The 13,909-nt window shown below is 33.5% G+C and carries 14 protein-coding genes; 7 read left to right on the top strand and 7 right to left on the bottom strand.

All coding sequences use genetic code 11. The annotated features are described in order from the left end of the window. Positions 1-30: 30 nt before the first annotated feature. From cobT to ASD98_RS05805, 3 genes are all read right to left on the bottom strand, one after another. Positions 31-1,710, bottom strand: coding sequence for a nicotinate-nucleotide--dimethylbenzimidazole phosphoribosyltransferase (gene cobT / locus ASD98_RS05795; protein ID WP_056201403.1), 1,680 nt, complete (start codon positions 1,708-1,710; stop codon positions 31-33). 147 nt (positions 1,711-1,857) lie between these two features. Then, positions 1,858-2,367 carry a bifunctional adenosylcobinamide kinase/adenosylcobinamide-phosphate guanylyltransferase gene (gene cobU / locus ASD98_RS05800; RefSeq protein ID WP_056201406.1) on the bottom strand — a complete coding sequence of 170 codons (510 nt, stop codon included), beginning with the start codon at positions 2,365-2,367 and terminating at the stop codon, positions 1,858-1,860. Positions 2,368-2,568: 201 nt separating this feature from the next. Further along, on the bottom strand, positions 2,569-2,931 hold the full coding sequence (locus ASD98_RS05805; protein WP_056201409.1) for a DUF5522 domain-containing protein: 363 nt from the start codon (positions 2,929-2,931) through the stop codon (positions 2,569-2,571). Between the two features lie 95 nt (positions 2,932-3,026). Between ASD98_RS05805 and ASD98_RS05810 the strand changes: the two genes are divergently transcribed. The 4 genes from ASD98_RS05810 (at position 3,027) to ASD98_RS05825 (ending at position 6,554) form a co-directional block, all read left to right on the top strand. Then, the gene (locus ASD98_RS05810; protein WP_056201412.1) at positions 3,027-4,169 is read left to right on the top strand and encodes an ABC transporter substrate-binding protein; all 1,143 of its coding nucleotides are present in this window, start codon (positions 3,027-3,029) and stop codon (positions 4,167-4,169) included. Position 4,170: 1 nt separating this feature from the next. Beyond that, positions 4,171-5,199 (top strand): iron ABC transporter permease, encoded by a 1,029-nt coding sequence (locus tag ASD98_RS05815; protein WP_128414787.1) that lies wholly within the window; start codon positions 4,171-4,173, stop codon positions 5,197-5,199. A 73-nt stretch (positions 5,200-5,272) separates the two neighbouring features. Beyond that, on the top strand, positions 5,273-5,686 hold the full coding sequence (locus ASD98_RS05820; protein WP_056201415.1) for a GxxExxY protein: 414 nt from the start codon (positions 5,273-5,275) through the stop codon (positions 5,684-5,686). Between the two features lie 91 nt (positions 5,687-5,777). Then, positions 5,778-6,554 carry an ABC transporter ATP-binding protein gene (locus ASD98_RS05825; RefSeq protein WP_056203236.1) on the top strand — a complete coding sequence of 259 codons (777 nt, stop codon included), beginning with the start codon at positions 5,778-5,780 and terminating at the stop codon, positions 6,552-6,554. Here ASD98_RS05825 and ASD98_RS05830 read toward each other — a convergent pair. The 3 genes from ASD98_RS05830 to ASD98_RS05840 are packed head-to-tail and all read right to left on the bottom strand — an operon-like array spanning position 6,551 to position 8,115. Next, the gene (locus tag ASD98_RS05830) at positions 6,551-7,030 is read right to left on the bottom strand and encodes a hypothetical protein (protein ID WP_056201418.1); all 480 of its coding nucleotides are present in this window, start codon (positions 7,028-7,030) and stop codon (positions 6,551-6,553) included. The two genes, ASD98_RS05825 and ASD98_RS05830, sit on opposite strands and share 4 nt — an antisense overlap. A 1-nt stretch (position 7,031) precedes the next feature. Then, the gene (locus ASD98_RS05835) at positions 7,032-7,487 is read right to left on the bottom strand and encodes a tRNA (cytidine(34)-2'-O)-methyltransferase (protein WP_056201421.1); all 456 of its coding nucleotides are present in this window, start codon (positions 7,485-7,487) and stop codon (positions 7,032-7,034) included. Positions 7,488-7,539: 52 nt separating this feature from the next. Then, complete coding sequence (locus ASD98_RS05840) at positions 7,540-8,115, bottom strand: pseudouridine synthase (protein ID WP_056201424.1); 576 nt, start codon at positions 8,113-8,115, stop codon at positions 7,540-7,542. A gap of 139 nt (positions 8,116-8,254) precedes the next feature. On the opposite strand from ASD98_RS05840, the gene ASD98_RS05845 reads away from it, so the two are divergent. The 3 genes from ASD98_RS05845 to ASD98_RS05855 all read left to right on the top strand — a co-directional run bounded on the left by ASD98_RS05845 (position 8,255) and on the right by ASD98_RS05855 (position 13,239). After that, a complete protein-coding gene (locus tag ASD98_RS05845; protein ID WP_056203238.1) occupies positions 8,255-8,629 on the top strand; it encodes a hypothetical protein in 375 nt (124 codons plus the stop codon). Positions 8,630-8,777: 148 nt separating this feature from the next. After that, positions 8,778-9,530: an SDR family NAD(P)-dependent oxidoreductase gene (locus ASD98_RS05850; protein WP_056201426.1), complete on the top strand. Its 753-nt coding sequence runs from the start codon at positions 8,778-8,780 to the stop codon at positions 9,528-9,530. Positions 9,531-9,828: 298 nt separating this feature from the next. Further along, positions 9,829-13,239, top strand: a complete 3,411-nt coding sequence (locus ASD98_RS05855) for a T9SS-dependent choice-of-anchor J family protein (protein ID WP_056201429.1) — start codon at positions 9,829-9,831, stop codon at positions 13,237-13,239. Positions 13,240-13,295: 56 nt separating this feature from the next. On the opposite strand, the gene ASD98_RS05860 is transcribed toward ASD98_RS05855, so the two are convergent. Beyond that, positions 13,296-13,823 carry a MepB family protein gene (locus ASD98_RS05860; RefSeq protein ID WP_056201432.1) on the bottom strand — a complete coding sequence of 176 codons (528 nt, stop codon included), beginning with the start codon at positions 13,821-13,823 and terminating at the stop codon, positions 13,296-13,298. Between the last annotated feature and the right edge of the window lie 86 nt (positions 13,824-13,909).

Below are 13,909 nucleotides of genomic sequence, written 5' to 3' on the forward strand. Positions count from 1 at the left end.
AAGATATAAACTGTAAATCAAAATTGAAAACTATTTCCTACTAACTCCGGCACTTTCAAAACTAGCCATTTCATTTAAAAAAGCCTCCGCCGATTTTAAAATAGGAAATGCAACTGCACAGCCCGTTCCTTCGCCAAGACACAAATCTAAATTTAAAATAGGTTTTGCATCAAGATAATCTAATAATTTTTGATGTGCTTTTTCGGCAGAACAATGACAGAAAACAGCATTATTTCTAATATCAGGATTTATTTTAAAAGCTATTAAATAAGCAACAGAACAAATAAAACCATCAACAAGAATCAGCATTTTATTTTCATAAGCCGTTAGCATTCCGCTTGCCATTTGAATAATTTCAAAACCTCCAAAGTAAGCGATTTGTTGTTTTAATTCGGCTTGACCGGAATAATTCTTGATTGCTTTTTTTAGAATATTTTGTTTGTTCAGCAATTTTTGATCATTAATTCCGGTTCCTTTTCCAACGCATTCTTCGATTGAAAAACCGGTTAAAAGACTCATTAAAATTGATGCTGTAGAAGTATTTCCAATTCCCATTTCGCCAAAACCAATGCAATTCGAACCTGTTTTAGCAATATTTTCTACAACTGATTTTCCTTTTTCAAAACACAAATTTACTTCTGTTTCGCTCATTGCGGGAAAATGGAGAAAAGATTGAGTTCCTTTTGCAATTTTAGCATTAATCAATTTTGCATTCGTTGGGAAATCATAATTTACTCCCGAATCTACAATCGATAATTCAATGTTATTCTGTTTGCAGAAAACATTAATTGCTGCTCCGCCTTCCATGAAATTATTTACCATTTGTCGTGTAACATCCTGCGGATAATCACTTACGCCATGATGAGCAATTCCGTGATCTGCTGCAAAAACAACAATATTAGGATTTAGGACTTTTGGATTTAAAGTTTCAAAAACTGATGCCATTTGGAAAGCCAGAATCTCTAACATTCCAAGTGAACCGACAGGTTTTGTTTTTGAATCTATTTTTTCTTGTAAAAGTGTATCGAAATCAGTTTTATTTTCAACCTTATTTTCTGTTTTTAAATCAAAATCAGAAATATTAATTTGATGAATTTCATTGATTTCTTTACAGTCGGCAGTTTCAGATTTTTGTTTCCAATGTAATTGCTGCAACATAGGCTGATTGCCATAATTTGTTGCGGGTTTACCAATGCAGAAATACCCAAGCGGTTCTATGTTTTCTGGTAAATCCAAAATCTTTTTAAACTGGAAATAGTTTAAAATTGAAACCCAGCCCATTCCGTAGCCTTGTTCTGTTAGTGAAAGCCAGATATTCTGAGCCGCACAAACCGAACTAAATTTTACAGCTTCGTTACTGCCAATAGTTCCAATTGTAAACTGATTTAAAACCGAACGATCGTAAGCAATTATAAGTCCAATTGGAGCTTCTTCAATCGCCTCAAGCTTTAGTGATTTATAGAGTTCTTTCTGTTCCGGATTATCGGTAAGTTCTTCGGCTTTTTTATTATAATCCAAAAAAAGGTTTTTAATCGCACATTTAACGGCATCCGATTTAATGATATAATATCTCGTCGCATCGGTAAGTCCAACAGAAGGCGCCCAATGTCCGGCTTGCAAAGCTTTTTGAATTACTTCATCAGGAACCTCATCGGTTGTAAAATGTCGGGTATCGCGACGTGATTTTAATATGTCGTCTAAATGGCTCATCTTTAAATTCCAGTTTTTTTAAGTCCCAAATTCCAATTTTGTATAATTGAAAAAATCTAGTAAAGATAAAGTATAGCCTTGGAATTTGGAATTTAAATATTGAATTTTCCTTTTAAAGATTGGAATTTGGAATTTAAATTTTGGAATTTAACTCTTGATTTTGACCGGAATTCCTGAAACCATTAAAACAACTTCATCTGCCTTGGATGCCAGAAACTGATTCATCCAGCCTTGCAGTTCGGTAAATTTTCTGCCAATTTCGGTTGCAGCGTGAACACCCATTCCAATTTCATTGGTCACAATAATCAACGTCGCATTTTCTTGATTGGCAATCGAAAGAAATTCTTTTTTTGCTTCTTCTAAACTTAAAGCTACGTCGTTTTTATTATCCACAAAAAAGTTGGTAAGCCAAAGCGTTACACAGTCGATTAAGGCAACTTTTTCAGAAAAGTTAATTTCGCTTAAATATTTTTCTTTTTCAATATTTGTCCAGCGTTCGTCTCTTTCCAGTTGATGACGGTCAATTCGGTTTTGAAAATCCGAATCCCATTTTCGAGCTGTTGCTATATACATTGGAGAATCAGAAAGCTGCAACACTAAATTTTGTGCATAACTGCTTTTTCCTGATCGTTCTCCTCCGGTAATTAAATAAATCATTTATAATGGTTAATTATTGATTGTTAATTATTAATTTAATTTGAAAACTTTTTTTGCTTCTAAATGATTTTTGGAAATTTTAAGAATACGGGTTATTAATTTCAAAATTGAAATTGTGTCGTTGTTAATGTTCTCGAATTCCTTTCATTTAAATAATCAGTTGCTTTTAATAATTAACAACTAACAATTTATAATTAACAATTAATAAGGACAATGACGACATTTGTTTCCGCAGCAGGTTCCGCGTTTTAAATGAAACCAGGCTTTAAAAACCATATTGCCATTTTCCGTATAATAGTCAATTCCCTCAATTAGTTTTTCTGTTTTGGGTAAAGATATGGCTTTATTTTTAAGGGCATTTTTAGGAGTAATAGTTTCAATATAAGCATCGATTTTATCTTCGCATGCCTCTTTAAAGCAAGTAGGACAAAGACAGTCTCCTCCTTCAGAAAGATTGAAAATTGGCGGGTAATCATTACACCAGCATTTATTTTCAACCGAAATATCTCCACAGCTGAACTGAGATTCACAGCTTGAGCAAACTTTAATTTTTGTGGTATTCATAATGCAAAGATACAAATTGTTGAATTTTGTAAGAATAAAGATAAACAAAAAAAATAGAAAATGCTTTACCTTTGTTCCTTTCGAAAACGTAAAATATGAGACATTTATTCCCTAAATTGATTTTTATTTCTTCTTTTTTTATTCTCTTTGCATGTAAGAAGAACGAAACGAGCGAAGTAGCTAAAATAGAAACTGCAAAAAATAGTATTGAATATGCCTCTGGGCTTTCTATTGTAAAATATGATGCTTATTCAGTTGTAACAGTTTTAAATCCATGGCCTAACGCAAATAAAGACTTCAAATATATTTTAAAAGAAAAAGGAGCAAAAGTTCCGGATAGTTTACAAAACTATACAACAATTCAGGTTCCGTTAGAATCTGTTGTGGTAACTTCAACGACCAATATTCCGTTTTTGGAAATGCTTGAAGTTGAGAATAAATTAGTTGGATTTCCGCATACCGATTATATTTCGTCTGAAAAAACCAGAGCACTAATTGACAAAGGTTCTGTGAAAAACGTTGGACAAAATGAAAAATTAAATATTGAGCAATTAATCGAATTATCGCCGGATTTAATTGTGACTTTTGGAGTAGATAATAATAATCCGATGCTGGATAATTTGAAAAAAAGCGGTTTAAATGTTTTGATTCAAGGCGACTGGATGGAACAATCTCCACTTGGAAAAGCAGAATGGATAAAGCTTTACGGAGCCTTATTTGGTAAAGAAGAAAAAGCAAAAGAATTATTTGACAAAATCGTTCAGAGTTACGATCAGGCTAAAAAACTAGCTGCAGAAAAAACAGCAAGTTCAACCGTTTTATACGGATCAATGTATGAAGATGTTTGGTACGTTGCGAAAGGAAACAGCTGGGTTGCCGAATTTATGAAAGATGCACATGCCAATTATTTATGGGCAGATTTAAAAGGTACAGGAAGTGAAGGTTTGTCTTTTGAAAAAGTTTTAGATAAAGCAAAAACAGCAAATGTCTGGATTGCTTCGGGTTCTTTTAAAAGTTTAGATGAATTACAAAAAGCAAACCCACATTATAGTGAATTTGATGCTTTTACAAATAAAAATGTTTATAGTTTTGAAGGAAAACTGGGAGCAACAGGAGGAACGGTTTATTATGAACTAGCTCCAAGCCGTCCGGATTTAGTTTTAAAAGATTACATCAAAATTTTCCATCCTGATTTAATGTCGAGCTACGAATTTACTTTTGCATCAAAACTGAATTAAATTGGCGAATAAAAAACGAAATACTATTTTATTTGTTGTTTTAGCTCTAGGCCTTTTGCTGATGTTTTTTGCAAGCATTAGTTTAGGATCTGTCACGATTCCGTTAAAAGATGTTTTTGCGAGTTTAACCGGAGGGCATGCAGCAAAATCGACTTGGGAATATATAATAATTAATTATCGTCTGCCGAAAGCGATTACCGCAGTTTTGGTAGGAACAGGGCTTTCTATCAGTGGACTTTTAATGCAGACTTTATTTCGGAATCCCCTTGCTGGGCCTTATGTTTTAGGATTAAGTTCCGGAGCGAGTTTAGGTGTAGCTTTTGTGATTTTAGGCGCTGGGTTTTTACCTTCGTTTTTAAGTGTAATTGCATTGTCATCTTACGGAATCGTAATCGCTTCTACATTTGGAAGTACATTGGTCTTATTATTGGTCTTAGTAGTTTCACAAAGATTAAGAGACACAATGGCAATTTTAATTGTCGGATTAATGTTTGGAAGTTTTACAACCGCAATCGTAAGTGTTTTGACTTATTTCAGCACAGCAGAACAATTACAGAAATTTACTTTTTGGTCAATGGGAAGTCTTGGGAATCTTTCCTGGCCAACGATTGGAATTTTGACTTTCTGTGTTGGAATAGGACTGCTTTTAAGTGCTAAAAGTATCAAACCTTTAAACGCTTTGCTTTTAGGAGAAAATTATGCAAAAAGCATGGGTCTAAATTTTAAAAGTGCCAGATTGATCATCATATTTGCTACCAGTATTTTATCTGGAGCGATTACAGCTTTTGCCGGACCAATTGCTTTTGTTGGATTAGCGGTTCCGCATATTGCAAAGCTGACTTTTCAAACCAGTAATCATACTATTTTGTTTTGGAGCACTTTGTTTTTCGGATCGATTATAATGTTGTTTTGTGATATTGTATCTCAAATGCCGGGGTTTGATGTTACGCTTCCCATAAATGCGATAACGTCTATAATTGGTGCGCCGGTTGTGATTTGGCTTTTGGTACGAAAAAGAAATTTTCAGTAAAAACTTACAAATATTTGTATCTTTAATTTTTTAAACACATAGAAACATAGTTTTTATTTCAATTAATGAATTAATGATTACTCAAAAATATTTAGATGAATTAACGTATGAAGTTTTAGGTGCTTCAATAGAAGTCCATAAAATAATTGGTAAAGGGTTATTGGAAAATGTTTATCAAGAATGTCTAAAAGAAGAACTCTCACAAAGAAAATTAAATTTTTTCACAGAGATGAGAGTTCCAATATTATATAAAGGAAAAGAATTAGTAACAGATTTTCGATGTGATTTATTTGTTGAAAATTGTTTAGTAGTAGAATTAAAAACAGTTTCCGAAATAAATTCGATTCATCAAGCTCAACTGTTGACATATATGAAACTTTTAAAAGCACCAAAAGGGATTATAATTAATTTTAATTGTTTTAATATTTTTAAAGAAGGGCAAAAAACACTTGTAAATGAATATTTCAGATCATTGCCAAAGCTTTAGTCTTCAGCTATGTTTGATTTACAAGTAAATCTTATATCCCTTCTAATAAGACAAAGAAACCTATGTTTCTATGTGTTTAAATAAAAGCGCAATGAAGAATATTCTATCAACTTCAAACTTAACTATTGGATACAAATCCAAGAAAACAACTGTGACTATTGCTGAAGACCTTAATTTAAATTTAAGTTCAGGAAAACTTATTTCTTTGATTGGAGCAAATGGAATAGGAAAATCGACTTTGTTGCGTACTATTACCGGAATTCAGCATCCTTTATCTGGGAATGTATATTTGAATGATAAAAATATTGCAACATATAAACCTTTAGATTTAGCACAGAATTTAAGTTTGGTTTTAACCGAAAAATTACCGCCAAGCAATCTCTCTGTTTTTGAATTAGTGGCGCTTGGTCGTCAGCCTTATACTAATTGGGTTGGAACTTTAACCCAAACGGATATCGAAAAAGTTCAAGAAGCAATGGAGCTGACACAAATCGAACATCTTTCGCATAAAAAGCATTACGAAATAAGTGATGGACAATTGCAAAAGGTTTTAATTGCCAGAGCTTTGGCACAAGATACTCCGCTGATTATTTTAGATGAACCAACAACGCATCTTGATTTACTTCATAAAGTTTCATTGTTTAAATTGCTGAAAAAATTAACGCAGGAAACTCAAAAATGCATTTTGTTTTCAACACACGATATTGATTTAGCAATACAATTAAGTGACGAAATGATTGTCATGACGCCGGAAAATGTTGTTCAGGACGAACCTTGTAATTTAATTTCAAACGGAAGTTTTGAAGCTTTATTCAAAGATGAACATATTATTTTTGATGCCGAAAAAGGGAAGTTTATTGTGACTTAGATTATATTATTTTCTTTCTTAAATCTATTTCGATGAATTCTAAGAACAATGCTTAATTCACTTGCGTCAGTATTTAATTCATTAAGATCAAATTTCATTACCTTACTAGATTCAATAACATAATAAATGAAAAAATCGGTGCTGGACTTGCCGTAGAATTTCGTATCAACTCTTTCGTTTTCAATATTATTCCAAGGAATAAGTTCTTCATTTTTGTACTGAATTCCTTTAGAGTTAATTCGAAACTGAACTTCATTAATTTTCTTTAGCAATTTTGATGCTTTGTAAACTAAAAATAGAATAATTGGCAATAATAAAAAGAATACTATGAAAGTATTTTTATTTGTAAGGGAATAAATTGCAAAGAAGAAAAGTCCCATTGCAGCTAAAAGCCGAGTATAAATTGTAGTTTGAGAATAATAAATTAATTTTTCTTTAGAAAAACTAAGATTGTTTTCGTCTATAAGAGGTCTCATATTATTTCTTTAACCCAATCTGTCTCTTAGCTTCACCAACAACAAAAGCAACAGAATTCGCAATATTAAAAGAGCGAATAAGCGGTGACATCGGAATGGTTAAATGATTTTCAAATCGGGCCATAAATTCTTTGCTTAAACCAACGCTTTCCTTTCCAAAAACTAACCAGTCACCATCCTGAAATTCATTTTCTAAATACGATTTGTCAGAATGAGAACTCATTAAAAACACACGGGAATGATCCGGAATTTGTTGTACCCATTCCTCTACGTTTTGATATTCGGTTACATCAAGATGAACCCAATAATCCAAGCCGGAACGTTTTAGGTTTTTATCATTAATTACAAAACCAAAAGGATGAATTAAATGCAGTCGGCTTTCAGTTCCTACGCACAATCTTCCAATGTTTCCGGTATTATTTGGTATTTCTGGTTCTACAAGAACTACGTTTAGCATTTTTTTGAATTATGAGTTATAAGTTATGAATTTCTAAGAAATTATCTAATTATCAAATTGACACATTATCAAATTGATCTACTTCGAGAACCTCTCCGGCTTTTAAGTTCTGCAAATATACATTTCCTATCCGAACACGAACTAAACGTAAAGTGGGAAAACCAACTGCGGCAGTCATTTTGCGAACCTGACGAAATTTTCCTTCGTTTACAGTAATCGAAGCCCAGGAAGTTGGGCCGTGTCGTTCGTCTCTGATTTTTTTTGCCCTCGGTCCAAAATCAGGAATTTCAGTAACAATAAAAGCAGAGCAGGGTTTTGTTTTATATTTTCCGCCTTCAAAACCTATTTCAACACCTTTTTGCAATTGTTCAATCGCTTCGGGCGTAATGATTCCGTCAACCTGAACATAATATTCTTTATCGACTTTTTTGCTTCTTATCTGCTCGCTTACTTTTCCGTCAGTTGTAAGTAAAAGCAAACCTTCAGAATCTTCATCGAGTCTTCCAATTGCCATTGTACCTTCGGGAAAATCATGAAGTTCGCCCAAAAGCTTTTTCTTTCTTTTCAATTCATAAATAAATTGGCTTAAATAGCCGTAAGGTTTAAAAAGAATGAAGTGTCGGTGCATGTTTTATTTTTTTGCAAAGATAACCTTGTTTTTTCTTCATTAGAAATAATAGGGTAATAAACTAAATGCTATGTTAAACCACTTTCTTTTAAAATTTAAAATTCGTAATATTAAGATAGAAACTCAAAATAATAAGGATATGGAAACTAATAATTTAGGCTCTAAAAAGATAAATGGAGTACAAAAAGATATAGACGAAACAAAAGGAAAAAATATTTCACACGACGGAAAAGCAGATGATGCCAACCTGAAAAAAGAGGTCGTAGCAGATAAGGACGGAAATAAAGAAGTTGTAGACAGAGCGAGAAATGAAAATGAAGATATTCGAAAAGTTAAGGACAGTATAAATCCAGATAACCCAAATGCTAATCGCGGAGTTTCTTCAGAAGATGAAGCAAAAAAAACAGTGGAGAATAAAGACAGAAATTCTGATGTTGAACCAAACCGCTATCCAAATTCGCATCCGGACAATCATGAAGATCGTGGCAATATGAAATTAGATGAAGATAAATAATAAAGAAAATTTTCTTGATTTATGCGGTTTTAATGTCAAATAACATTTGATTATGATAAAGTCTTAATCTTATGGTAAACTCCGTTTTTGCTATGGTCAGCCATCAACATCTTCGTAAATTACAGTTACAAATTTAAATTTAAAGAATATGTCACTTTTAGAAAACAAAGTAGCTTTTGTATCTGGAGGCGGTTCAGGAATTGGACGCGCAGTTGCAGAATCCTACGCTCGGGAAGGAGCAAAAGTTGTAGTTTCGGATATTAATGTTGAACACGGAGAAGAAACTGTAAAAATTATAAAAGAAAGTGGAGGAGAAGCCTTTTTTATAAAAGGTGATTCATCGAGTGCAAGTGATAACAAACACATGGTTGAGGTTACGGTTTCTAAATACGGCCGACTTGATATTGCCTGCAACAATGCAGGAATGGGCGGTCCCGCCAAACCAACAGGAGAATATGAACCAGATGCCTGGGACCGCGTTATTGCACTTAATTTAAGCGGTGTTTTTTATGCCTGCCGTTATCAGTTAGAACAAATGGAAAAAAACGGCGGTGGAAGCATCGTTAATATCGCTTCTATTCACGGGCAAGTTGCCGCTCCGTTAAGTCCGGCTTATACTGCTTCTAAACATGGAGTTGTAGGGCTGACTAAAAATATTGCGGCAGAATATGCTCAGAAAAATATTCGCTGTAATGCCGTAGGTCCCGGTTATATCGAAACGGCATTGCTAAAAGATAATTTGAATAATGATGCAATGAATGCCGTTGCTGCAAAAGCGCCGATGAATCGTTTAGGGACTGCTGAGGAAATTGCCGAACTGGTAACCTTTTTAAGTTCTGAAAAGTCTTCTTTTACAACAGGAAGTTACATTATTGCCGATGGTGGTTATACTGCAATCTAATTTTCTGTATTACATAATTTAGAAAAAAGCTGTTCTGTTGAGAACAGCTTTTTTTATTGCAAATAATTTGAAATAAAGTTTTTTCTTATAAAAATAAAACTTTATGTCTTGATTTTATAATTATTAAAAAATAGTGTGAAAACGCATTCTGCCTAAATCAGAAAAATTTTAGAATGCACAATTAGATTTCTTGTTGATAAATATTTATGTAAAAACTTACAATTAATTTAAGTTTTTACAATATTCCCTTAACTTTAAAGAGTATAACTTTGATTTCTAAACCCCTATTTTTAAATTTATGAAAAACATTTACTCAATTCGCCATCTCGTGGCTTTTTTAAGTTTTTTTTGTTGTTCACTAAGTCTGGTTGCGCAAACCTTTCCAACTCCTCAGGATTTGCCTTATCAGCAGAATTTTTCTATTGCTCCAAGTATTACAGCATATCCTGCTGGATTTCAAGGATGGACAGCAAGTACAGTTCCAGGATCTGCTTTTAATACAAATGCAGCATTAGTGGCAGACAGACCTTTAGTTGCCAACAGTACAGCCGCAACTACAAGCGGTAATTTTCATAATTATGATGGCAAAATTGGTTTTTTAAATACAGGTTCATTAGACCTTGCAATTGGTTTTGCTTTTGATGCAACCGGAGAAACAGCAATACAAGTGCAATACGATGCCGCGACAATTCGTAATCCTTATGATGCAGCCGCAAGCAGTACTCGTATAAATGAAATGGTATTGCAATATAGAGTGGGTACTAGTACTCCATTTATTACATTACTGTCAACTGCTTATCAAAATAATGATGTAAAGCAGACAACTACCATTACAACTCCTCAAAACTCAAAAACCATAAAAGTAACTTTACCAGCTGAGTGCGACAATCAGCCAATAGTTCAAATTCGATGGATTTCCAGACAAGTTTCAGGATCAGGTTCGCGACCTTCGTTTTCAATTGATAATATCGATATTAAAAGTGATGTTGCAGCTCCGGTAAATGCAGCAGGCTATCCAAAAGCAGATAACATTTTAGCACAAAGCTTTGATTTTATTAATAAAGTAGACGAACCGGCAAAAACGTATTATGTATTATTACCGGGCGGAAGTGCAGAACCCACAATTGCTCAGATAAAAGCAGGACAGGATGCAGCAGGAACGGCAGCTTTACAATCTGGATTTTTAGATATTACAGATCCATCTCTGGAATATGTAAAAAGTTTTACAGGCTTAAGTTTAAGTACGGCGTATTCTGTTTTTTCTATTTCCGAAGATCCTTATGGAAATATTCAGTCTACCGTAAATAGAATTGATGCAGCAACTTCAAGTGTAGCTCTTCCTAATTTAGTTCCTTCTGTTGTTTCTTTGAATTTAGGCTTTTCTGAAACAAACTTTGATTCAGATATTTTTACGTACCAGCTTCAAGGCTTAAATCTTACAGATGATGTTATTTTAACTTCAACAGCAAACTTTACCATTTCTAAAGATAATACCACTTTTGCATCGTCATTAACATTTGCAGCTGCAGATTTTGCTTCAAATGCCACTCCAACAATTTATGTAAAGTTTACACCAAATGCAATCAACAGTTTTACAGGAGAAATTACACATGAATCAAATGGTGCAGCAACAAAAATTGTGACGCTGACAGGAGTAGGAATTAATCCTTATGTACAGGGATTTAATGACCCTAATGTTTTATCTAATAGCGGATGGACACAATATAACATTGCCGGAACGATAAACAAATGGTCGCCAACTACTGTTGCAAGAAATGTAAACTCAGGATCTGGAGCCGTTTTAATGAATGGCTATTCTGATTCTGGACCCAGTAAAGATTGGCTGATTTCTCCAAAATTGCATTTAGATACTTTTGGACAATTTGCCTTATTATCTTTTTACTCTCGTAAATTTTATGCTGGTTCAGGTTTAAAATTAGTGGTATCTACTGATTATGATGGAAAAAGTAATCCGGAAACGGCAACCTGGACAGAATTACAAGGCAATTTTCCAACCGTTACAGGAACTTATACCAAATCGCAATACATCAAATTAAATGATTACAAAACAAGCCATACTTATTTAGCCTGGGTTTATGAAACTACAGCTGGCGGAACTAATTTCGCAGCCGAGTGGTCATTAGACGATGTGGCAATTACGAATGAAGCGGGTTATGTAGCTTCAAATCCTGTTTTGGACTTTGGAGATGTTGCACAAAATACAATTTCTGCAAGTCAGTCTTTTATTCTTAAAGCCGAAGGTCATGACAATATTACAATTACAGCTCCGGCATCTTTTGAATTGTCGTTGGATAATATTTCATTTCACTCCAGCATTTTAGTTACAACTGTCGATGCAGCAGCCGGAAAAACACTTTACGCAAGATTTGTACCCACTACAAAAGAACTTTTAATCTCTGGAACACTAACAGTAACCGGGACTTCATTAAACAAACAAATTGGTTTATTGACCGGTTCTTCTTTACCAAAAGCAGATACTTTTGATGTCGTAACTTATAATTTAGAATTTTTTGGAACTGATGTAAAAGGAACTGACGGAGTAGAATTTGGTCCAACAGATGATGCCTTACAAATTGATAATGTTGCCAAAATAATGAACAAATTAAATGCAGACGTTTATGTAGTTCAGGAAGTTTCTGATGATCCGTCGATTGATGCTTTAATTCAAAAAATAAATATTAACGGAAAAACATTTGACAAAACAACTTCGACATCATGGTCGTATTCTTTTGAGGCACCAGATCCGAATTTCCCTCCGCAAAAATTAGTTGTACTTTATAACACGCAGACAACAACAGTAAAAAAGACTCGTGTTATGTTTAAAGAGTTTTATGATGAAGTTCGTGCCGGAACAAAAACGTTACCGAATTATCCTGGCGGAAATGGTTCTAGCTTTTTCTCTTCTGGACGTTTGCCGTATTTAGTAACAATAGAAACTAATATGGGTGGATTTACAAAAGAAATCAATTTGGTAGATCTTCACGCGCGTGCCAACAGCGGAACCGATATTTCAAGATATAACATGCGTAAATATGATGCTCAGGTTTTAAAAGACAGTTTAGATGCGCATTATTCAAATTCTAATTTAATTATTTTAGGAGATTATAATGATGATGTAAAAGCATCTGTCATTACGCCAAATCCTTCCTCTTACGAAAGTTTTGTTACAGATACGAATAACTACAATGCACTTACTTTAGGAATCAGTCAGGCTGGTGCTTACAGTTTTTTAAGTTCAGGCGGATTTTTAGATCATATTATTATTTCTAATGAATTAAGCGATCAGTATATTCCTAACTCCATTGCAGTTTACGATCCTCGTAATGATATTCCGAGTTATACGACAACAACATCAGATCACGGGCCTGTAATTGCTCGTTTTGAATTAAAACAAGATGTTTTATCGACTCCTGATTTTGGAACTAAAAACGGATTTTTTGTAACAGCCTATCCAAATCCGGCAGTTGATGATTTAAATTTCGCAGTAAAAACAAGCGAAAACAGAAACTTTAAATTAAGACTTTACGATATAAACGGACGTGTATTAGGAAATTCTATTGAAATTAAAAGCAGTCAGGAACTTTCAAATACCGTAATGTCAGTTCGTAATTTATATCCGGGACTTTACATTTATACTTTATCAGAAAATAATAAAGTAATTTATAAAGAAAAAATCCTGAAGAAATAAGCTAAGGATTAATTCATAAAAAAGGCAGTTCAATTTGAACTGCCTTTTTGTTTTTATTATTTTCCAAGTAAAAACTTAGCCCGATTTATATCTATTGGATCAGAAATGGGTAAAAAATAATCTAATTGCCATTGCTGGGTTTTTTGTGCCTGTTTGCTTGTTGTTTCATCCCAAGGCGGATAAACTCTCGTGGCTCTTATTCCTTCTTTTGCGATTGTAGTGAAAATTCCCTTTTTAAGCAAAATCTCTTTCGGAAAAATAAACTGCCCTAAAAGATTTTCTTTTTGAACACTTACAATTACAAAATCTATTGTATCCAAATAATCAAAGGGTTCGATAATTCCAGCTTTATTTCGTTTCCATAAAGTTACAAACTGACCCGTTTTGGTAGGCGTAATTTTAGCCGATCTAAATTTCATCTGGCTTTCGCCGATTTTAAAATCAAAGGCGTCATATTCCTGACTTTCCTTTTCTGGTTGAGGTTCAGAACATTCGAAACCGCAAACGTCGTAAATCAGTTCTTTTGCAATTTGGAGATTTTTAGGAACAAATTTTAGATCTTTCCAATCCTTTTTTAGAGTCATTTATTGGTTTATTTTTCTTGCAAAATACAATAAATCAAACATTAATTCAATAAAAAATGCAGTTCAATTGAACTGCATTTTTGTTA

Source organism: Flavobacterium sp. Root186 (assembly GCF_001428525.1).
Classification (GTDB): Bacteria; Bacteroidota; Bacteroidia; order Flavobacteriales; family Flavobacteriaceae; genus Flavobacterium.

Coding starts and splice junctions, on each gene's coding strand:
- cobT (WP_056201403.1), bottom strand. CDS start 1,710: ATGAGCCATTTAGACGACATATTAAAATCACGTCGCGATACCCGACAT.
- cobU (WP_056201406.1), bottom strand. CDS start 2,367: ATGATTTATTTAATTACCGGAGGAGAACGATCAGGAAAAAGCAGTTAT.
- ASD98_RS05805 (WP_056201409.1), bottom strand. CDS start 2,931: ATGAATACCACAAAAATTAAAGTTTGCTCAAGCTGTGAATCTCAGTTC.
- ASD98_RS05810 (WP_056201412.1), top strand. CDS start 3,027: ATGAGACATTTATTCCCTAAATTGATTTTTATTTCTTCTTTTTTTATT.
- ASD98_RS05820 (WP_056201415.1), top strand. CDS start 5,273: ATGATTACTCAAAAATATTTAGATGAATTAACGTATGAAGTTTTAGGT.
- ASD98_RS05825 (WP_056203236.1), top strand. CDS start 5,778: ATGAAGAATATTCTATCAACTTCAAACTTAACTATTGGATACAAATCC.
- ASD98_RS05830 (WP_056201418.1), bottom strand. CDS start 7,030: ATGAGACCTCTTATAGACGAAAACAATCTTAGTTTTTCTAAAGAAAAA.
- ASD98_RS05835 (WP_056201421.1), bottom strand. CDS start 7,487: ATGCTAAACGTAGTTCTTGTAGAACCAGAAATACCAAATAATACCGGA.
- ASD98_RS05840 (WP_056201424.1), bottom strand. CDS start 8,115: ATGCACCGACACTTCATTCTTTTTAAACCTTACGGCTATTTAAGCCAA.
- ASD98_RS05845 (WP_056203238.1), top strand. CDS start 8,255: ATGGAAACTAATAATTTAGGCTCTAAAAAGATAAATGGAGTACAAAAA.
- ASD98_RS05850 (WP_056201426.1), top strand. CDS start 8,778: ATGTCACTTTTAGAAAACAAAGTAGCTTTTGTATCTGGAGGCGGTTCA.
- ASD98_RS05855 (WP_056201429.1), top strand. CDS start 9,829: ATGAAAAACATTTACTCAATTCGCCATCTCGTGGCTTTTTTAAGTTTT.
- ASD98_RS05860 (WP_056201432.1), bottom strand. CDS start 13,823: ATGACTCTAAAAAAGGATTGGAAAGATCTAAAATTTGTTCCTAAAAAT.